This is a genomic window from Phenylobacterium sp. RIFCSPHIGHO2_01_FULL_69_31, assembly GCF_001824475.1.
Classification (GTDB): Bacteria; Pseudomonadota; Alphaproteobacteria; order Caulobacterales; family Caulobacteraceae; genus Phenylobacterium.
Window position 1 is genome coordinate 1 of sequence record NZ_MHXN01000036.1, and the last position, 19518, is coordinate 19518.

18 protein-coding genes and 1 tRNA gene are annotated in these 19518 nt (G+C 69.6%); 8 read left to right on the plus strand and 11 right to left on the minus strand.

The window, feature by feature from the left end; all coding sequences use genetic code 11:
* Both A2790_RS19415 and A2790_RS19420 read left to right on the plus strand, forming a co-directional pair.
* The coding region (locus A2790_RS19415) for a TonB-dependent receptor (RefSeq protein ID WP_293395172.1) at window positions 1-832 on the plus strand (832 nt) is incomplete at its 5' end.
* A gap of 9 nt (window positions 833-841) precedes the next feature.
* Complete coding sequence (locus A2790_RS19420; protein ID WP_293395175.1) at window positions 842-2059, plus strand: PepSY-associated TM helix domain-containing protein; 1218 nt, start codon at window positions 842-844, stop codon at window positions 2057-2059.
* Window positions 2060-2061: 2 nt separating this feature from the next.
* Here A2790_RS19420 and A2790_RS19425 read toward each other — a convergent pair whose 3' ends face one another.
* From A2790_RS19425 to A2790_RS19440, 4 genes are all read right to left on the minus strand, one after another.
* Window positions 2062-4728: a valine--tRNA ligase gene (locus tag A2790_RS19425; RefSeq protein WP_293395178.1), complete on the minus strand. Its 2667-nt coding sequence runs from the start codon at window positions 4726-4728 to the stop codon at window positions 2062-2064.
* Window positions 4729-4927: 199 nt separating this feature from the next.
* The gene (locus tag A2790_RS19430) at window positions 4928-5512 is read right to left on the minus strand and encodes a DUF2497 domain-containing protein (RefSeq protein ID WP_293395181.1); all 585 of its coding nucleotides are present in this window, start codon (window positions 5510-5512) and stop codon (window positions 4928-4930) included.
* 81 nt (window positions 5513-5593) lie between these two features.
* Window positions 5594-7153, minus strand: coding sequence for a TolC family outer membrane protein (locus tag A2790_RS19435; protein WP_293395184.1), 1560 nt, complete (start codon window positions 7151-7153; stop codon window positions 5594-5596).
* A gap of 123 nt (window positions 7154-7276) precedes the next feature.
* Window positions 7277-7840, minus strand: coding sequence for a protein-L-isoaspartate O-methyltransferase (locus tag A2790_RS19440; RefSeq protein ID WP_293395187.1), 564 nt, complete (start codon window positions 7838-7840; stop codon window positions 7277-7279).
* 111 nt (window positions 7841-7951) lie between these two features.
* On the opposite strand from A2790_RS19440, the gene A2790_RS19445 reads away from it, so the two are divergent.
* A tRNA-Cys gene (locus tag A2790_RS19445) sits at window positions 7952-8025 on the plus strand.
* 8 nt (window positions 8026-8033) lie between these two features.
* On the opposite strand, the gene A2790_RS19450 is transcribed toward A2790_RS19445, so the two are convergent.
* The gene (locus A2790_RS19450; RefSeq protein ID WP_293395190.1) at window positions 8034-9404 is read right to left on the minus strand and encodes an FAD-containing oxidoreductase; all 1371 of its coding nucleotides are present in this window, start codon (window positions 9402-9404) and stop codon (window positions 8034-8036) included.
* Entirely contained in the window at window positions 9401-9865 is a 465-nt protein-coding gene (locus tag A2790_RS19455; RefSeq protein ID WP_293395193.1) for a DUF4126 domain-containing protein, read from the minus strand. The genes A2790_RS19450 and A2790_RS19455 overlap by 4 nt, the downstream gene beginning before the upstream one ends.
* A 114-nt stretch (window positions 9866-9979) precedes the next feature.
* On the opposite strand from A2790_RS19455, the gene A2790_RS19460 reads away from it, so the two are divergent.
* Together A2790_RS19460 and A2790_RS19465 are read left to right on the plus strand one after the other, a co-directional pair.
* Window positions 9980-10612, plus strand: a complete 633-nt coding sequence (locus tag A2790_RS19460) for an SDR family oxidoreductase (RefSeq protein ID WP_293395197.1) — start codon at window positions 9980-9982, stop codon at window positions 10610-10612.
* A gap of 95 nt (window positions 10613-10707) precedes the next feature.
* Entirely contained in the window at window positions 10708-12498 is a 1791-nt protein-coding gene (locus tag A2790_RS19465) for a VWA domain-containing protein (protein WP_293395200.1), read from the plus strand.
* On the opposite strand, the gene A2790_RS19470 is transcribed toward A2790_RS19465, so the two are convergent.
* Window positions 12495-13574, minus strand: coding sequence for a histidine kinase (locus tag A2790_RS19470; RefSeq protein ID WP_293395203.1), 1080 nt, complete (start codon window positions 13572-13574; stop codon window positions 12495-12497). The two genes, A2790_RS19465 and A2790_RS19470, sit on opposite strands and share 4 nt — an antisense overlap.
* Before the next feature lie 158 nt (window positions 13575-13732).
* Here A2790_RS19470 and A2790_RS19475 point away from each other — a divergent pair, with 158 nt between their 5' ends.
* The 3 genes from A2790_RS19475 (at window position 13733) to A2790_RS19485 (ending at window position 16019) form a co-directional block, all read left to right on the plus strand.
* Window positions 13733-14512: a LytTR family DNA-binding domain-containing protein gene (locus A2790_RS19475; protein WP_293395206.1), complete on the plus strand. Its 780-nt coding sequence runs from the start codon at window positions 13733-13735 to the stop codon at window positions 14510-14512.
* Between the two features lie 107 nt (window positions 14513-14619).
* The gene (locus tag A2790_RS19480; protein WP_293395209.1) at window positions 14620-15288 is read left to right on the plus strand and encodes a PEPxxWA-CTERM sorting domain-containing protein; all 669 of its coding nucleotides are present in this window, start codon (window positions 14620-14622) and stop codon (window positions 15286-15288) included.
* 101 nt (window positions 15289-15389) lie between these two features.
* The gene (locus tag A2790_RS19485) at window positions 15390-16019 is read left to right on the plus strand and encodes a PEPxxWA-CTERM sorting domain-containing protein (RefSeq protein ID WP_293395212.1); all 630 of its coding nucleotides are present in this window, start codon (window positions 15390-15392) and stop codon (window positions 16017-16019) included.
* Window positions 16020-16063: 44 nt separating this feature from the next.
* Here A2790_RS19485 and A2790_RS19490 read toward each other — a convergent pair whose 3' ends face one another.
* The 4 genes from A2790_RS19490 to A2790_RS19505 all read right to left on the minus strand — a co-directional run.
* Window positions 16064-16537 carry an NUDIX domain-containing protein gene (locus A2790_RS19490; protein WP_293395215.1) on the minus strand — a complete coding sequence of 158 codons (474 nt, stop codon included), beginning with the start codon at window positions 16535-16537 and terminating at the stop codon, window positions 16064-16066.
* Window positions 16538-16539: 2 nt separating this feature from the next.
* Window positions 16540-18633: a prolyl oligopeptidase family serine peptidase gene (locus A2790_RS19495; RefSeq protein WP_293395218.1), complete on the minus strand. Its 2094-nt coding sequence runs from the start codon at window positions 18631-18633 to the stop codon at window positions 16540-16542.
* A gap of 74 nt (window positions 18634-18707) precedes the next feature.
* The gene (locus tag A2790_RS19500; RefSeq protein ID WP_293395221.1) at window positions 18708-18854 is read right to left on the minus strand and encodes a hypothetical protein; all 147 of its coding nucleotides are present in this window, start codon (window positions 18852-18854) and stop codon (window positions 18708-18710) included.
* Between the two features lie 47 nt (window positions 18855-18901).
* Window positions 18902-19518 (minus strand): WYL domain-containing protein (locus A2790_RS19505; RefSeq protein WP_293395224.1); only part of this gene is annotated, 617 nt, incomplete at its 5' end.

The following is a 19518-nucleotide window of genomic DNA, read 5'->3' on the forward strand; positions in this document are numbered from 1 at the left end:
TATCCAAGCCCACCGTGACGACCTCTTCCATGGCGCTCCTCCATCTCTGCCGACCTCACGGTGCGGCGGGGGATGGGGAGCCGTCCACGGCATCAAGAGCGGAGCAGACGGCTCGCCGTCACAGGTGGATAAGGCCACGACCTATCGCGCGGCCGCGATGATCGACTTGCCCCGGGGCGTGACGCCTTATGTGAGCTACGCCGAGAGCTTCCAGCCGGTCGTGGGCGCGACCGCCGCCGGCGATTCCTTCCGGCCCACGCGCGGCCGGCAGTGGGAGGTCGGCGTGAAGTGGCAGGTCGCACCCGCCAGCCTTGTGACCCTCGCTGCCTACGAGATCACCGAGCGGAACCGGCTGACCGACGATCCCGCCAATCCGTTCTTCTCCGTCCAGACCGGCGAGGCCAAGCTGAAGGGCATCGAGGTCGAGGCGACCACGCGGCTGGCCGGCGTCGACCTCACGGGCGCCCTCACCTTCGCCGAGACCGAGATCACCGAAAGCAACAACCCGGGCGAGATCGGACGACCGCTCGAAAGCGCGCCCGAGCGACAGGCTTCGCTGTTCGCCGCCCGGACGTTCGCGCTGAGCGACGAGGTCAGCATTCGCCTCGGCGCCGGCGTCCGCTATGTGGGCGAGAGCTTCTCCGGCGACGTTCGCACGCCCAGCTACACCGTGGGCGACGCCTATGCCGCGCTCGGCTGGCGTGAGTGGCTGGTCAGCGTCAACGCCACCAACCTGACCGACGAGCGCTACTACAGCACATGCCTGGCCCGCGGGGACTGCTTCCTGGGCGTACGCCGCACGGTCACGGCGACCGTCCGGCGCCGGTTCTAGGCGCACGCGATGCGCGGCGCTCTCGTCGTCCTGCACCGGTGGCTGGGGCTCGGCGTGGCCGGGTTCCTGCTCGTCGCCGGCCTCACCGGCGCGATTATCTCGTGGGATCACGAGATCGACGAATGGCTGAACCCGGCGCTCTTCGAGGCCCGCACTGCCGGAGAGACCCGCGCGCCGCTTGAACTGGCCGCTGAGGCCGAGCGCGCCGATCCTCGCGTTCAGGTCACGTTCCTGCCGCTGACGGTGGAGCCGGGCCATGCCCTGCTCCTCGGCGTGGAAGCCCGGCCCGACGCCAAGACCGGAAAGGCGACGGCGCTCGACTTCAACCAACTCGCCATCGACCCCGTCACCGGCGAGCCGCAGGGCCGGCGCTTCTGGGGACAGCCCTCGCTCACCCGCGAGAACCTGCTCCCGTTCCTCTACAGGCTCCACTACAGCCTGACCCTACCCCTGGTGTCCGATGTGGACGTGGGCGTGCTGTTGATGGGCGTGGTCGGCATGGCTTGGACCATCGACTGCCTGGTGGCGCTGTGGATCTCGTTCCCCAGGCGGGCCGCTTGGCGCAAGTCGTTCGCCTTCCGATGGCGCGAAGGCGGCTACCGCCTGACCTTCGACCTGCACCGGTCGGGCGGGGTCTGGCTGTGGGGCCTGTTGCTGACCCTGGCGGTGACCTCGGTCTCGATGAACCTGAACCACGAGGTGGTGCGGCCGCTGGTCGGTCTAGTGTCGCCGCTGTCGGAGGACCCGTTCGCCATCCGCACGCCGCGCGCGCTGGACAGGCCGGCGACGCCGGGCCTCTCGCGCGAGCAGATCCTGGCGCTGGCGACCGCGGAGGCCCGTCGGCGCGGCTGGAGCGCGCCGACGGGCGGCATCTTCTATTCGCCGACGTACGATGTGTACGGGGTAGGCTTCTACCGCCCTGGCGAGGACCATGGCGACGGCGGCCTCGGCAACCCCTGGCTCTATTTCGACGGCCGCACGGGCGCGCCGGCCGGGGCGCTGACGCCGGGCCGGGGCAGCGCCGGCGACATCTTCCTGCAGGCGCAGTTCCCGCTGCACTCCGGACGCATCTTGGGGATTCCGGGGCGAATCCTGGTCTCGCTCATGGGCCTGGTCGTCGCCGGGCTCAGCGCCACGGGCATCGTTATCTGGGCGCGCAAGCGGCGCACGCGCTCAAGACCGCGGCGGGGACCCCGAACGCTCGGAGCCCCCGCGCCGGCCGAGTAGCGTCAGGCGACCGCCGTCAACCGGGCCAGGGCTTCTTCCAGCTTGGACTTGGCGGTCTGGGCCTCGGACAGGCGCTCGCGGTTCTCCTCGACCACCTCTTCGGGCGCGCGGGCCACGAAGTCGGCGTTGCCCAACTTGCCGGAGATCTTTGCGATCTCGCCCGTCAGGCTGCCCACCTCCTTGGCGAGGCGGGCCCGCTCGGCGGCGAGGTCGATGAACTCGGCCACCGGCAGGGCGAAGGTGGCGCCCGCGACCACGAACGGGATCGATCCCGGCGGGGCCGCGTCGAGCGGCTGGACCTCGGACACCCGAAGCAACTGGGCGATCTGGGCGGCGTTGGCCGCGAGGGTGGCGCGCTGCGCGTCGCTGGCCTCCAGGACCAGCAGCGGCGGCTTGGCCGACAGCGGCACGTTCAGGCCCGAGCGGACCGAGCGGCCCTCCGAGATCGCCTCGATGACGAGGCCGATCTCGGCGTCCGCCGCCGGGTCGATCAGCGACGACGGCAGGTCCGGCCAGCGCGCGGTCATCAGGAAGCCGCCGTGCGCCCGCTTGGCGCCCAGATCCTGCGTCTGGGCCCAAAGCTCCTCGGTGATGAAGGGCATGACCGGGTGCAGAAGGGTCAGGATCACGTCCAGCACCCAGGCGGCGGTGGCCTGGGTCTCGGCCTTAGCGGCCTCGTCGGCGCCGGTCAGCAGCGGCTTGGCCAGCTCCACGTACCAGTCGCAGAACTGGTTCCAGATGAAGCGGTAGAGCTGTTCCGTCCCCTCCCCGAACCCGCAGTCCGCCAGGGCCGCCGTGACCGCCTGGGCGGTGCGCGTGGTCTCGCCGACGATCCAGCGGTTCAGGGTCAGCTCCACCGACGCCGGATCGAACCCTTCCGCGCGGGCGCAGCCGTTCATCTGGCAGAAGCGGGTGGCGTTCCACAGCTTGGTGCCGAAGTTGCGATAGCCCTCGATGCGCTGGCGGCTGAGCTTGATGTCCCGCGCCTGGCCCGACATGGCCGTCAGGGTGAAGCGCAGGGCGTCCGCGCCGTAGTCGTCCACCAGTTCCAGGGGATCCATGACGTTGCCCTTGGACTTGGACATCTTCGCGCCCGTGGCGTCGCGCACCAGGGCGTTGATGAAGACCCGCTTGAACGGAACCTCGCCGGTGAAGTGGATGCCCTGCATCATCATCCGGGCGACCCAGAAGAAGATGATGTCGAAACCGGTGATCAGGGTGTGGGTCGGATAGAACCGCGCCAAGTCGGACGTCTTCTCCGGCCAGCCCATGGTGGAGAACGGCCACAGGCCCGACGAGAACCAGGTGTCGAGGACGTCCTCGTCCTGCTTCAGCTCGGTTGGCCGGCCATAGTGCTCCTCGGCCTTCCGCAGGGCTTCGGCTTCGGTCTCCTCGACGAACGCCTTGCCGTCGGGGCCGTACCAGGCCGGGATACGGTGGCCCCACCACAGCTGGCGCGAGACGCACCACGGCTGGATGTTCCGCATCCACTCGAAGTAGGTCTTCTCCCAGTTCTTGGGCACGAAGACCGTCTCGCCCTCCTCGACCGCCTTGATCGCCGGCTTGGCCAGGACGTCGGCCGCGACGTACCACTGGTCGGTCAGATAGGGCTCGACCACCACGCCCGAACGGTCGCCGTGCGGGACGGTGTGGCGGGTCTTCTCGATCTCGCGCAGCAGGCCCAGCGCTTCGAAAGCCTCGACCACCTTCTTGCGCGCGGCGAAGCGGTCCAGGCCGCGATATTCCGGCGGGGCGTTGTCGTTGATCCGCGCGAAGTCGTCGAAAACGTTGATCATCGGCAGGTTGTGGCGCTTGCCCACCGCGAAGTCGTTGAAGTCGTGCGCCGGCGTGATCTTCACCGCGCCCGAGCCCTTCTCAGGGTCCGGGTATTCGTCCGCGATGATCGGGATGGGGCGGTTGACGATCGGCAGGCGCACCGCCTTCCCGACCAGCGCCTTGTAGCGTTCGTCGTCGGGGTGCACCGCGACCGCGGTGTCGCCCAGCATGGTCTCGGGCCGCGTGGTCGCGACGACGATCTCGCCGGAGCCGTCCTCCAGCGGATAGGCGAAGTGCCAGTAGTGGCCGTCGACCTCGCGCTGCTCGACCTCCAGGTCCGAGATGGCGGTCTGGAAGTGCGGATCCCAGTTCACCAGCCGCTTGTCGCGGTAGATGAGTTTTTCCTTGTGGAGCGTGACGAACACCTTGCGGACCGCGGCCGACAGGCCCTCGTCCAGGGTGAACCGCTCACGGCTCCAGTCGCAGGACGCGCCCAGGCGGCGCAGCTGGTTCACGATCGTCCCGCCGGACTCAGCCTTCCATTCCCAGACCTTGGCCACGAACTCGTCGCGACCCATGTCGCGGCGGCTGCGGTTCCCGGCCTCGGCGAGCTGGCGCTCGACGACCATCTGGGTGGCGATGCCCGCATGGTCCGTGCCAGGCAGCCACAGCGCGGCCTTCCCGCGCATCCGCTCGAAGCGGATCAGGACGTCCTGCAGGGTGTTGTTCAGCGCATGCCCGATGTGCAGCGAGCCGGTGACGTTCGGCGGCGGGATGACGATCGAAAACGGTTCGGCGGCCGGGTCGTCGATGGGCGCGAAGGCCCCTGACGTCTCCCAGGCTTCATAGAGGCGCGGTTCGGCGGTCTTGGGATCGAAGGTCTTGTCGAGCATGTGCGGATTTTCTGGCTGGGCGGGTGCAGATAGCAGTTCCTCCCCCGTTGGGGGAGGTGGCGGCGAAGCCGACGGAGGGGGGTCCGCTCAAAAATCGCCGCTGCCGACCCGCGGCGACGGCCGGAGCTGGACGCTCTGAGCTGAAACCCCCTCACCCGCGTCGCGGGAGCTCCCCCGGAGGGGGAGCAATTCGGTCGGCCTAGCGTACCCGTCCGCGGGCGATGCGCTCGACCTCGGCCTCAACTGCGGCCTGGACGATGCCCGGCAGGTTGGCGTCAAGCCATTGCTGAAGCATGGGCCGCAGCATCTCGCGAACCACGTCTTCCAGGGTCCGGCCCTCGGCGGGCATCAGGATGCCGGAGGACAGCTGGCCGAAGGCGGAGGCCGCGGCGGCCGCCACGTGATCGCTGACCAGGCCGCCGGACGGAGGCGGTTCGGCCAGTGGCGGCAGGGCGGCGACGGGCTCGGGCTCCGGCTCCGGCGCAGGGGCCGGCTCGTCGGCGGCGACGAAATCCAGGTCGCCGTGGGTCTCGACCTTCTGGGTCAGCTCCAGATCGCCCTCGTCTTCCTCCTCCTCGAACACCGGCGCGGGCGCGGCCGCCGCGACGGGCTCAGGCTCGGGTTCGGGGAGCGGCAGGTCGGGCTCGCGCGCCGTCGGCACGGGCTCGGGCTCGGCGACCGGCGCCGCAGGTCCCTCGGCGGGCTGCTCGTCCTCCGAGATGATGCGGCGGATGGAGGCGAGGATCTCCTCCATCGTCGGTTCTTGGGACGTCTGTTCGGACATGAATCGGCCGCCGCGGTTGAGTCTTGGTCCAGGACCCTAAGCGTGTGCGGCCGTTCCTGCAATTTCCCTAGGAACGGCGCGTCAACGGGTCGCCGGAGCGGGCTGGACCGCCGGCGCGGGCGCGAGGCCGGGCGCGAGCGGCGCCTCGACCGGCTTCTCGCCGGGCTTATGCCCCGGATAGGGCGTGGCGAGCTGATCGACGACGGCCACGGCTTCTTCCCACGGCACCCAGCCCCAGGTCATCCGCAGCTTCCGGAAGTTCTTGGCCGCGTCGTATTGCGGCACGGTCGGAACCAGGTTGCGCCCTTCCAGCCGGCCCATGGTGGCCAGGACGTTGGCCGCCGCCACGTATTCGTCGCGCCGCGAGGTTACGGCGTTGAGCTCCGCCTGGCGGAGTTCCTGCTCGGCGTTCAGCACGTCGATGGTGGTGCGCAGGCCCACCTGCTGCTCCTGCCGCGTGCCCTCGGCGGCGATCCGCGCGGCGCGCACCTGCTCGTCGCTGGACGAGATGTTGGCGCGCGCGGCGATCAGCTGGCTCCAGAACTGCGTGACGCCCTGAAGCACGTTGCGGCGCACCCCTTCCACCGTGATCCGGTCGGCGTTGTTGCGTTCCACCGCCTGGCGGACGCGAGACGAGGTGAGACCGCCGGAGAAGAGCGGCACCGAGGCGCTGATCGTCGCGCTGTAGGTCCGTCCGAAACGGTCACGAGGCTCGAACGGGTCGATTACGCCCCGCTGGGTGACCCCGAGTTGCGCATTGACCTGCGGAAGCCGGTCGGCCTTGGCGCCTGCCACCCGAGCGCGACTGGCCTGCTCTGTGAACTGTTGGGCGCGTAGCTGCGGATTGAACTGCTCGGCGACCTTGTAGGCTTCGTCCGGATCGGTCGGCAGCAGGAAGGCCAGAGACGGCTCTGGAGCCAGCTCACCGGGGTTCTGGCCCACCAGCGTAGCGTAGCTGGCCCGCGTGATCGCAAGCTGGGCGACGGCCGATTGCAGGAGAGCCTGAGCCTGGGACAGGCGCGCCTGCGACTGGGCGACGTCCGTGCGCGTGACTTCCCCCACATCGAAGCGGGCATTCGACTCCTGCAGCTGCCGCGTCAGGACATTCACGTTCTCCTGGCGGATCCGGAGCGCCTCCTGGTCGCGGCGGGTGTCGGAATAGGCCTGGATCACCGAAACGAGCACCTGGGCCTCGATGCGGCGAAGGTTCTCACGACCCGCGAGCACATCCGCATTGGCCGCATTGACCGCAGCGGCCACCCGCCCGCCGGTCCACAGCGGCTGGGTGAAGGTCAGCTGCGCAGCGCCGGAGTTGCTGCGGATGGACCCGGGCGTCCCGCTCGAATCGGGCACGCCGTCGCCGTTGAAGTCCTGTTCCCGGCCAAGGATCGGCGTCTGACTTTCGGTCCACTGCGCCTGACCGCCCAGGGTCAGCGTCGGCCGCCAGCCGCTGCGGGCCTGGACGTAGCTCTCGTCAAGGGCGCGCTGCGTCGCGCGCTGGGCCTGGAGGGTGGGGTTGTTCTGGTAGGCCAGCGCAATGGCGTCGGCCAGGGTCTCCGCGGAAGCCGGGGCCGCCATGCCGGCGGCGACGGCTGCACACACAGTCGCGGCCAACAGGCGGCCGCGGAGTTTCATAGACATTCGTTATCCCCGATCTCGCGAGAGACGCGCCCTTTATATGCTTTCGTCTGCCGCCTCGGCCAAGCCGCGTCACCTTAAGCTTTTTTCACGCCACCGTTTCGAGGGTGTTTCACGCTCGCCCGCTCAGAAGGCGAAACCGTGACGCGGCTCGAAGCCGGCTAGGATCGGCGGGAAGCAGTCGAACTCGTCTCGGCGGCCCAGGCCTTCCGGCGCCCGGACGTAGAGGTAAGCCTTGCCCACCGGGCCATCCCGCTCGACCACGCCCAGCCGGCCGTTCACGGCCAGGGCGGCCGTCCAGGCCTCGGGCGCGCGGCTGACGGCGCCTTCGCAGACGATCACGTCGAACTCGCCCGCGGGCAGCGCCTCGCCGGCCTCGACGCGGACCACCGGCAGGCCAAGTTCTTCGATGACCGCCGCCGCATAGGGCGCACTGATGGCCAGCGCGCGCTCGCCCGGCATCGGCCGCAGGGCATGCAGCAGCTTGGCCACGTCCCGGGGCTTCAGCAGCCAGCGGCCCGGGGCGTATTCCACCTCGATGTCGGTATAGGCCAGATGCCCACCGGCCTCGGGCACGAACCGCTCGCGCGGGATGGCGCGCATGGCGTCATGGATCCGCACGTCGGTGACGTCCTGGGTCCGCACCTGGCTTTCCACCATGTTCAGGCGGGCGGCGGTGTAGTCGACCATCGGGAATCCTCAAGGGGCGCGGGTGTTACGTGGGCGGGTTATAGGCTCGCCGGCCTGGAAGGCAATTGCGGGGTATGGGCCGTTCTGATAGCACCGCGCCTCGCCTCCGGTGGCCCGATGGCGGAGTGGTGACGCAGCGGACTGCAAATCCGTGCACCCGAGTTCGATTCTCGGTCGGGCCTCCAACCTTCCCTCACTTCAGTTCGCCCAGCACGGTCGGTATCAGCTCCGAGACCGTGGGGTGGATGTGCATGGTCCGCATCAGCGTCGTGTAGGGCTGCTTCGCCGCCATGGCGTCGAGCAGGACGTGGATCGCCTCGTCGCCCTCGACGCCCAGGATCGCGGCCCCCAGGATGGTGTCGGTGTCGGCGTCGACCACGACCTTCATGAACCCCTGCGTCTCGCCCTTCTCGACGGCCCGGCCGACGCGGCTCATGGGCCGTGTGCCGATGCGGATCTTGTGGCCGGCCGCGCGGGCCGCCGTCTCGGTCATGCCGCAGCGGCCCAGGGGCGGGTCGATATAGAGGGCGTAGGTCTCGACCCGGTCGCTCACCCGGCGCGGGTCGTCGTCGAGCAGGTTGGCGGCGACGATCTCATAGTCGTTCCAGGCGGTGTGGGTGAACGCGCCCTTGCCGTTGCAGTCGCCCAGCGCCCAGACGCCCTCGACGCTGGTTCGGAGCTGGTCGTCCACCTGGATGTAGCCGCGGGGATCGGCCGCGAGGCCCGCAGCCTCGAGACCCAGGTCGTCGGTGTTGGGCCGCCGGCCCACGGCGAGGAGAGCGTGGGAGCCCACCACCGTCGGCTCGCCGGAGTCGCAGTTGACGCCCACTTCCACGCCATCGGGGTGGGGCGCGAAGCGGATGCACTCGGCGTTGGTCCGCACAGTGATCCCCTCGCCTTCCAGGATCTCGCGGATTGCGTCGGAGACCTCGGGATCCTCGCGGCCGACCAGGCGCGGCCCCTTCTCGACCACCGTCACCTCGGCGCCGAAGCGGCGGTACATCTGGGCGAACTCCAGGCCGATATAGCTGCCGCCCACCACCACGAGGTGGGAGGGCAGCGTTTCGAGTTCCAGGATGCTGGTGTTGTTCAGCACCGGCACGTCGCGCACGCCGGGGAAGTCCGGGACCGCCGCCCGTCCGCCCACGTTGATGAAGATCCGCGGCGCGGCGAGGCGCTCGCCATCCACCTCCACCTCGTGCGGCCCGACGAACCGGGCCTGGCCACGGATCAGCTCGCAGCCCTTCATCCCGCCGATCCACGCCTCCAGGCCCCTGCGGGCGTTCAGCGTGACCGTGTGGGCACGCGTGCGGACCTTGGGCATGTCGACGGTGACCCCGCCCTCAAGCACGACGCCGTAGTCGGCGGCGCGGCGGGCGACCGCGGCGGTCTTGGCGCTGGCCACCAGCGCCTTGGTGGGCATGCAGCCGGTGTTGACGCAGGTTCCGCCCAGATGTTTCCGCTCGATCACGGCCACGGTCCGGCCGGCCGCGGCCAGCCGTCCGGCGAGGGCCGGCCCCGCCTGCCCCGCGCCGATGACGATGGCGTCGAAGGCCCGGCTCACAGCAGGACCGCCACGACCAGGGACGCGCCGGCGACAGCGACGACGTCCTCGATGACCGCCGCCGGAAGGTCGCGGCCGAACACCGCGGCGAGCCGGCCCCGCGCCCACGCGCCGCCCAATGTGCCGGCGACGGCTCCCGCAGCGCCCAGCACGACGCCCGGCAGGAGCGCGCCGGCCGACAGCCCCACCGCCGCGCCGGCCAGACCGCCCGAGACGATACGGCCGCCAAACTGGATCGGGACCTTGCGGCTGGGGGTCTTGGTCAGCTTGTCGTTGATCAGCTCGCCCGCCGCGATGACGCTAAGGATCCATGGCGTCGCCGCCGCGCCCAGGAACCCGAGGGGCGTGCCCGTCAGCTTGAGAATCCCGAGCGAAACGGCCCAGCTGACCGCGGCCGCCGGCGTCACCGCCCGAAGGCCTGCGATCACGCCCAGCAGCAGGGCGGCGAGATAGAACGTCATGACGAGGGTCCCGGTGCTTGAACGTCCGATGCAGCCACCTTAACCCGGGGTATGGCCGACGATCTTCCATACGTTCTGGTTACCGGGTCCACCCGCGGCATAGGCGCCGCCATCTTGGACGCCCTTGCCGGCCGCGCGCACGCGATGGGCCACGGCAGCGCCGACGCCGACCTATCGGACCCTGCCGGGGCAGACCGGCTGTGGGATGCGGCGATCGCCCGCCTCGGCCGGGTGGACGTGCTGATCAACAATGCGGGGGTCTTCGAGCCGGTGGCGGTCGACGCGAGCCTGGACGAGTGGCACGCCGGCTGGGGCCGCACGATGCAGATCAACCTGCAGGCCTCGGCCGACCTGTGCCGGCGCGCCATCCTGCATTGGCGCGAGCGCGGGGTCGGCGGCCGGATCGTCAACATCGCCAGCCGCGCAGCCTATCGCGGCGACAGTCCGGCGCACTGGCACTATGCGGCGTCGAAGGCCGGCATGGTGGGCATGACCAAGTCCATCGCCCGGGGTTACGCCCGCGAGCAGATCCTGGCCTTCGCCGTCTGCCCCGGCTTCACCATGACCGGCATGGCGGACGACTATCTGGCCAGCCGCGGCGGCGACAAGCTGCTGGCCGACATCCCCCTGGGCCGTGTGGCCGATCCCGCCGAGGTGGCGAGCGCCGCCGCCTACCTCGCGCTGGAAGCGCCGGCGTCGATGACCGGCGCGGTGATCGATATCAACGGCGCCAGCTTCGTACGATAAACTACATTTGTCATCTATCCGCCCAAGCGCTGCCTTGCGGCCGCCACGATCCACACGCGTAGTTTGTGGCGAGGGGCGGACCGGGAGGAAGACGGATGACGCTGAAGAGACTGCCTGTCGCGGCGCTGGCCTGCCTGACCGCGGCCACGTCCGCCCCGCCCGGCGCCGCGCAACCGCGCCGCGCCTACGACGGCGCGCCGTCGGCGGACGCCTGCGCCGAACTCGGATTCCGGATCCGCTCGCCGGATGAGGGCTACACGACCCGCAGGACGAGGCCGTCCATCGCCTACGCACCGCCGCCTCCGCCGCCGCCCCCTCCGACGATGGCGCCGCAGATCCCGCCCCTAGGCCTTCCGCCCGTCCAGCCGCGCAGTGGGGCGGCCCCGCCCCCGACAGGCGGACTGCAGGAAATGGTCGTCTCGGCCCAGCGCTACCAGCCCTCCCCCTCCCAGCCCCGGGACACCGAGCGCTACCCCAACGCCACCGCCAATCCGATCCGGCAGGTGGCGACCGACCCGGTCTCCACATTCTCGGTGGATGTCGACACGGCGGCCTATTCCAACGTCCGCCGGTTCCTGAACGACGGCGTGCGGCCGCCCACCGACGCCGTGCGGGTCGAGGAACTGGTGAACTACTTCGACTACGGCTACCCGCGGCCGCAGAGCCGGGTGACACCGTTCAGCTCCTATGTCGCCCTGGCGCCCTCGCCGTGGAGCGCCGAGCGCCAGATCCTGCACGTGGGCATCCAGGGCTTCGCCCCGCCCAAGGGCGAGCAGCCGCCGCTCAACCTCGTGTTCCTGATCGACACGTCCGGTTCCATGTCGTCGTCGGACCGGCTACCGCTGGCGCAGAAGTCGCTCAGCCTCCTGGTGGACCAGCTTCGCCCACAGGACCGGGTGGCGATGGTCGCCTACGCCGGCTCGGCGGGCGCGGTCCTGGCGCCCACCGACGGGCGGCAGAAGCTGAAGATGCGCTGCGCCCTGGGCGCTCTCCACGCCGGCGGCTCGACCGCAGGCGGCCAGGGCCTGGCGCTGGCCTATGCGCTGGCGAAGGAGAACTTCGATCCAAAGGCCGTGAACCGGGTCATCCTGGTGACCGACGGCGACTTCAACGTCGGCGTCGCCGATCCGGCCAAGCTGAAGGACTTCGTGTCGGAGAAGCGCAAGGACGGCGTCTATCTCTCGGTCTACGGCTTCGGCCGCGGCAACTACAACGACACCATGATGCAGGCGCTGGCCCAGAACGGGAACGGAACGGCGGCTTATGTCGACGGCCTGCAGGAGGCGCGGAAGCTGTTCCGCACGGACTTCACCAAGTCGCTGATCCCCATCGCCGACGACGTGAAGGTGCAGATCGAGTTCAACCCGGCCCAGGTGAGCGAGTACCGGCTGATCGGCTACGAGACCCGGATGCTGAACCGCGAGGATTTCAACAACGACCAGGTCGATGCGGGGGAAGTGGGGGCCGGCGCCTCCGTGACCGCGCTTTACGAGATCACGCCCGCCGGCGCGACGCCCTCCGCAGACCCCTTGCGCTACGGCCGGCATGCGCCGCCCCCTGCGCCCGGGGGCGAGCTGGCGTTCCTCAAGATCCGTTACAAGCTGCCGGGCGAAGGCCGCTCACGGCTCATCGAGCGGCCCGTCACCCGCGCCGACGCGACGCCCACCCTGCAGGCCGCGCCCGAGCCGACGCGCTGGGCCGTCGCCGTGGCGGGCTTCGGACAGAAACTGAAGCAGGACCCGCGGGTGTCGGACGCCTTCGGCTGGAACGACGTGATCGCCCTGGCCCAGGGCGCCCGCGGCGCGGACCCCTTCGGCGAGCGGGCGGAGTTCGTCCAACTGGTCCGTGCCGCCGCCGATGCCCGTTCGGTCGGCGAGGTGCGCTAACCGCCCGCGAACCGAAGCGGCAGGAACAGCGTGGCCACATAGCCCCGCTCGGGGTGTGGCCCCGCCTCCAGCCGCGCGGCGGCGCCGAAGTGGGCGCGGAGGCGGCGGCGGACATTGGCGATCCCGACGCCGGTCCCCGCAGCGCCCCCGCCCCCGGGCCCGTTGTCGGCCACCTGCAACACCAGCATCCCGGACTCGGCGCGGGCGGCGATCTCGATCCGGGTCTCCTGGCCGGGCGCATGGACCCCGTGCTTCACAGCGTTCTCGACCAGTGGCTGGAGGATCAGGCTGGGCACCTCGGCGCCGGCGAGGTCCTCCGGGACCTCGACGACCACGCGCAGGCAATCGGGAAACCTAAGTTCCTCCAGCTCGAGATACAGCCGCTGCTGGGCCACCTCGTCCGCCAGCTTCACCTCGCTGAGGGGATCGCGGACCAGGCTGGCGCGGAAGAAGTCCGACAGGCGCAGGACCATCCGCTCGGCCTGGCTGTTGCGGCCGTCCAGGATCAGCGTCGCGATGGCGTTGAGGGCGTTGTAGAGGAAGTGCGGATTGACCTGATAGTGCAGCGCCCGCAGCTCCGCCTCCTTGGCCGCGATCAGGGCGGCCGAGAGGCTGGCCTCGCGCCGCCGGGCCTTGCGCCCGCTTTCCAGCACCAGGACCAGCAGCAGCCAGAGCGCAAAGGGCACCAGCCAGTAGAGGCTTTCCCAGGCGAGATACTGCAGGCGGTAGTCGTCGTCGCTGCGCAGCATGGGCGTGAAGACGTGGATGGCCGGCATGGACAGCGCGAACAGGCACGCGGAAATCAGCAGGGCGGCGACGGCGACGACGCCTCGCGCCGTCCTGGACCTGTCGCGCACCGCGCGAAGCGCCGCGAAACCGGCCAGGCTCAGCCCGCACGCGATCACCACGCCCACAACGTGCCCTGGCGCATAGCGCAGCGGCAGGGGCGAGCCGCGCATGGCCTGCAGGATCAGCGTCCACAGCTCCATGCCGGTCCAGAAGACCAGTGCGATGGCGGCCGTCTGCACCCACTCCCGGCGCGCAACGGCCCGCTCGGCCCCGTCTGTGGCGCTCATACCTTCAGCTTCCCTGCCCCCGGCTGATGGATAGCCGGGGCGTCACTGTTACAGCGCCCCGCTTACGACGAACGGCGCGATCGCATCGACGGATGACATGGACTTTTCGCGAGCGCGCGGAGAAAACCGCCGTCCGCTGCAACTGCGTCCCGAACGGCATGTCCCCACTCCGTGTCCTCGCCGTCGACGATGAGCCCCTGGCGTTGCGGCGCGTCGAGCTCGCCATGGCCGAAATGCTGGACGTGGTGCTCGTGGGCAAGGCTCGGAGCGGGCGCGAGGGCCTGGACCTCGTGCGCCAGCTCGAGCCGGACGTGATCCTACTCGACATCCAGATGTCGAACCTCGACGGTTTCGAACTCATCGAACAGCTGGATCTGGCCGACCCGCCCCTGGTGATCTTCGTCACCGCCCACGAGACCTTCGCCATCCGGGCCTTCGAGGTCGGAGCCGTCGACTATGTGCTGAAACCGCTGGAGTTCGACCGGTTGCGCGCGGCCCTGACCCGGGCCCGCGACACCCTGGCCGTGGCCGACCAGGCCCGGCGGGCGGCGGACCTGCGGGTCCTGGTCCGAACCCTGCGGGGCGAGATGGGCGACGAGCCGGCCTATGCCACCGGCTTTTGGGTGGAGCGCAAGGGCGAGCACGTCCGCGCCCAGACCCACCAGATCGACTGGATGGAGGCCGACCGCGACTATGTCCGCCTCCACACGCGCGACGGGCCGTTCCTGATGCGGGGCCCCCTGAGCACGATCCAGGAGCAGTTGGATCCGAACCAGTTCATCCGCATTCGCCGCTCGGCGGTCGTCAGGACGGACCGCATCAAGTCGATCCGCAACCGCGGCTACGGCGACTTCCGCGTCCAGCTCTCGTCCGGCGAGGAGCTTCGCGTGGGCAAGACCTACGTGAAGGACGTCCGAGCCCTGCTGGACAAGCGGTAGCGTCGTTCGACGACGAATCCGGACGTTCGTCGGCGCGGGTTTGCCCGACCCGCCGTCCCGCCACAGACCCGTCGTCCTAAAGCGAAAACAGTGATGGGTGTGTATCCGTGAAAACCAACCTCTTCGCTGCGGGCGCGCTCGCAGCCCTCAGCCTCACCTCGTCCGCGGCGGCGGCCGTCATCGTGGCGCCCGTCAGCGTCAGCGTCGCCAGCGGCGGCACCGTCGGCTCCTTCTGGACCGTCGACAGAACGATCGACCAGTCCGGTCTTTCCGTGGGCTACACGGCCGGTGTGACAGACTTCGACGCCTACCTGGCGCAGGGCGTCACCCACAGCGGGGCCCTCAACACCGAATGGCAGAGCAACCAGTCCAGCCGCTCGGCCAGCCTCGTCTTCGACTTCGGGCGGGAGGTCACGCTCTACAAGCTGGCGCTGTGGGACGAGAACAACACGGTGCAGCGCACCATGTCGATCTCGACGCCTAGCCGCGGCCTTGTCGGGTCGTTCTCGCCTGCTGAGAACCCCGTCATCCAGCGGAGCGAGGTGTTCGCGTTCGCCCCGATCACGACCCGCTACCTGACCCTCGACATCAACGGCTGCGGGAACGACCAGGAGGACCACTCGGCCAGCTGGTGCGGCGTTGGCGAGATAATCTTCGCCGACGGCTCGAGCGTCGGCGGCGTTCCCGAGCCCGCAACCTGGGCGATGATGATCATGGGCTTCGGCGGGATCGGCGCGACGCTCCGCCGCCGGCGCCAAACGCTGGCGACCGCTTAGATCGCATCAGCGCCGCTCGGCCCTGCGTCGAGGGGTTCAACGACGGGCTTCAAGCGCCGCTGTGCGCTGCCCGTCTCAAGTTAAAATGAATGGTGTCCGACATGAAGAAGACGATTGCGGCGCTCTGCGCCGTCACGTTGTCCGCCTGCGCCTGGAACGCCAACGCGGCAGTCCAAGTGCTTGATTTCGACGACTTGGCAAAAGAGGGATCGGGGAGAGACTACATCGCCGGCCCGACGTTCGAGTATGGCGGGTTCAGCTTCACGTCCGCCTACTCGGAATCCCCGCACTTCCTCATCTGGCAACAGGACGCGGTCGAGAATGCGGATCAGGGAGGCGGAACGTTCGCCCATCGCTGGGACCGCTTCCCCATGACCATCTCGCGGACGAACGGCGCACTCTTCGACCTCGTCTCGTTCGACTTCGCTGACATTGTGAATTCCGGCGCGCGATCGACCAATCAGCTTGCCCTCACCTATGGCGACGGCAGGACCGAGTACTTTAGCGCGACGAGCGACGGCCTGGCGGGTTTGGAGACGCTCCACCTGAACCGAACCGGGCTGAAGAGCATCAGCATCGCCGCCTTCTCCCGCGAGTGGTGGCAGATCGATAACTTCACCGTCTCCTCCTCCGCGGCCGTCCCGGAACCCGCCACCTGGGCGATGATGATCATGGGCTTCGGCGGGATCGGCGCGACGCTCCGCCGTCGGCGCACGATGGCGCTCGCCTGAGCCCAGGGTTCGTGGGGAGGCCGGATCGCCTCCCCTCAGCCGCCTCAAGAACCTCCAGTCAGGCGCTCCACCGCCTCGGCCAGGATCGGGCGCTGGCCCTTGTGGATCTTGATGGCTGCGGTGGCGGCGTCGAACCATTCCGCCCGGTCCACTTCCGGAAACGTCTGGCGGCGGCCGGAGCGCGGAGGCCACTCGATCTCGAAGGTGTTGCTGGCGATCCGCGAGACGTCGAGGTCCGCTTCGACGAGCCAGGCCTGGACCGTCTTGGCGCTGGCGGTGACCGGCGTCAGCGACTCCGCGTCGCCGTCGATCCCCAGTCCCAGTTCCTCGCGGAACTCGCGGCGCGCGGCGGTCCAGCCGTCTTCGCCCGGGTCGATCAGCCCCTTGGGGATCGACCACCCGGCCGCGTCCTTCTTCGCCCAGTAGGGGCCGCCCGGGTGGACCAGCAGGAACTGCGGCCCGCCCGGCCGCCGTCGCCAGGCCAGGACGCCGGCGCTGACGACGGGCGGCCTGGCCATGCTCAGTCCATCAGCCGCTGCTGCAGGTAGGTGAACTCCAGGGCCTGGCGCATGGCCCGCTCGTTGAGGTTGGCCGCCGCCGCGTGCCCGCCGTCGATGTTCTCGTAGTAGAGATAGTCGTAGCCGTATTCCTTGAGCCGCGCCGCCGCCTTGCGGGCGTGGGCGGGATGCACCCGGTCGTCCTTGGTGGACGTCTCGATGAACACCCGCGGATAGGGCTGGCCGGGCTTCAGGTTCTGGTACGGGGAGTAAGACATCAGCATGGCCCGCTCCTCCGGCACCTTGGGGTCGCCGTATTCGCCGATCCAGGAGGCGCCGGCGCCGATGTGGTCGTAGCCGATCATATCGAACAGCGGGACCTGTATAACGACAGCATTGTAGAGTTCGGGCCGCTTGGTCAGGGCCACGCCCATCAGGAGGCCGCCGTTGGAGCCCCCCATCATTCCGAGCTTCTTGGGGTTGGTGATCTTGCGGGCGATCAGGTCTTCGGAGACGGCGAAGAAGTCGTCGTAGACGCTCATTCGCTTTAGCTTCAACCCTGCATTGTGCCAGCGGGGGCCGAACTCGCCGCCGCCGCGGATGTTGGCGACGACGAAGACGCCGCCCTTCTCCAGCCAGAGCTTGCCGATGGCGCCGGAGTAGCTGGGCGACTGGCTGACGAGGAAGCCGCCGTAGGCGTTCAGCAGGGTCGGGTTGGAGCCGTCCAGCTTCATCCCCTTGGCGTGGACGACGAAGTACGGGACCTTCGTGCCGTCCTTCGAGGTGGCCCAGAACTGTTCGGTGACGAACTTCGAGGCGTCGAAGCGGTCCGGCATGGTCCGGAGCTGGACCGACGCGCCGCCCGCCGCGTCGGCCAGCCACTGGCTGTTCGGCGTCAGGAAGCTGGCGGCGTTGACGATCAGCCGGTCGTCGGTGTCGGACGTCGAGGCGATGGCGATCGTGGAGTCCTTGGGCAGGTCAAGCCGGGTCGAGGTCCAGGCGCCGCCCTTGCGCTGGAAGCTGAGGACCTGGCCCTTCACGTTGTCCAGCAGGGTGACCACGAGCCGGGTCCGGGTCGTGCCCACCTGTTCGACGCTCTGGCTCTCGGTCGGGCGGAGGACCAGGCTGGGCGTCAGGGCGTCCGGCTTGCGCTTCACGGCGGCCAGGTCGAAGTCGACGAGGTCGCCCTCCTTCATCCCCTTGGCGTCCCAGCCCTCCTCCAGGCTGACCAGCAGGCGGCCGTCGAGATAGCCCTGGATCGAGGACTTCTTCGGCAGGTCCAGCTTCAGGGGCCGGTCGCCCACCAGCAGGTAGTATTCGGCGTTGAAGGTGTCCAAGGGCCGCTGGATCACCACGGCCTGCACCGCGCCGGCAGGGTCGCGCAGGACGATGGACTGCACGCCATAGCCGCCGTCGTCCTTGGCGCCGGCGAACACCTGCTTGGCCGCCGACAGCGGCTGGCCGCGCTTCAGGAGCTTGGCGATGAAGGGATAGCCCGAGGTGGTGACGTCGCCCTTGGCCCACTCGGTGACGACCAGCAGGGTGTCCGCATCGATCCAGTCGAGGCGGTGCTTGCCCTCGGGCAGCTTGAAGCCGCCCTCGACGAACTTGCCGGCCTCAGTGTCGAACTCGCGCACCTCGACCGCGTCCTTGCCCCCGTTCGACAGGCTGACGAGGCAGAGCCGATCGTCCGGCGGCAGGCAGTCGGCGCCCTTCCAGACCCAGTTGGCGTTCTCGGCCTTGGACAGGGCGTCGAGGTCCAGGATGCTCCGCCATTCAGGGGCGCCCGCGCGGTAGCTGTCGAGGCTGGTCGCGCGCCAGACGCCGCGCACGTGCTCGGCGTCCTGCCAGTAGTCGCGCAAGGCGCCGTCGCCGCCGAAGCCGACGCCCGGGATGCGGTCCTTGGCGGTGGCGATCTTCAGGGCGTCGGCGTAGAGGCCGGCGTAGCGGGGATCGTTCTGAAGCTGCGGCAGCGAGCGGGCGTTCTCCGCCCTGGCCCATTCCAGCGGCCGGGCGCCCTCGATCTCCTCCATCCACGCGTAGGGATCGTCGTCAGGCGCAGCCGCCCCCATGAGAAACACTCCTGCCAGGATCGTCGCGATCAGCCGCGCCTTCATCGTTCACCCCGAGATCGAACTCAGGCGTCGATAGACGACGGGCCGCGGCCGCCCGGCAAGAGGGTTTCGGAAGCTCAGCGTTCTCGGAGGATGGCCAGGGCCGTGCGGGGCCGCACCACGAACAGGCCGGCCCAGATCACGCGGGCCACGGCGCGGCGCACGCGGCGGCCCGGGCGATACTCGGCTTCATAGACCTGGGCGTAGTCGAGGGCGGTGGTCATCGGCGTCTCTCCTGATCTGATGGAGAGACCTTTGGAGCCGGGGTGCGTCAGTTCCGGACGTGGACCCGCAGCGCCGCGGCCAGTTCGCCCGCCATCATCTCACTGAGGGCCTCGGGCGCCAGGATCTCGACCTTGTCGCCCCAGGTGAAGAGGTGCCAGGCCAGTTCGCGCATGCCGCTGGCGCGGAAGCGGACGATCGTGCCGCCATCCGCCTGGGTCTCGACCTTCTGGCGCGCATGGAAGCGCCAGCGCACGGCGTCCTCGCGACCTTCGGGCAGGATCCGCAGGACCACGTCGTGGGTGTCGTCCTGGTAGATGCCGAAGCTCTCGTCGGCATAGGCCTGAAGCGAAAAGCCTTCGGGCGGCGCGCCCGGCGCGCCGGTGACCTCGACGTCGAAGATCCGGTCGAGACGCCAGTTGCGGGGGCCCGCCCCCGCGCCGACCTCCTCGGCCACCAGATAGTTCGACCGGCCGAACAGGATGCCGCAGGGGATCACCTCGCGGACGCGGCCCGGCGTCGAGCCGCCCTCGTACCGGAAGCGCAAGGTGGAGAGCGACTTCAGCCCCTCGCGCACCGCGGCCAGGACGCTCTCCTCCTCGAACGGGCGCGGGCCGGCGGTGACGGCGATGGTCTCGGCCTGCAGCAGCGCCTCCAGGTCGGGGG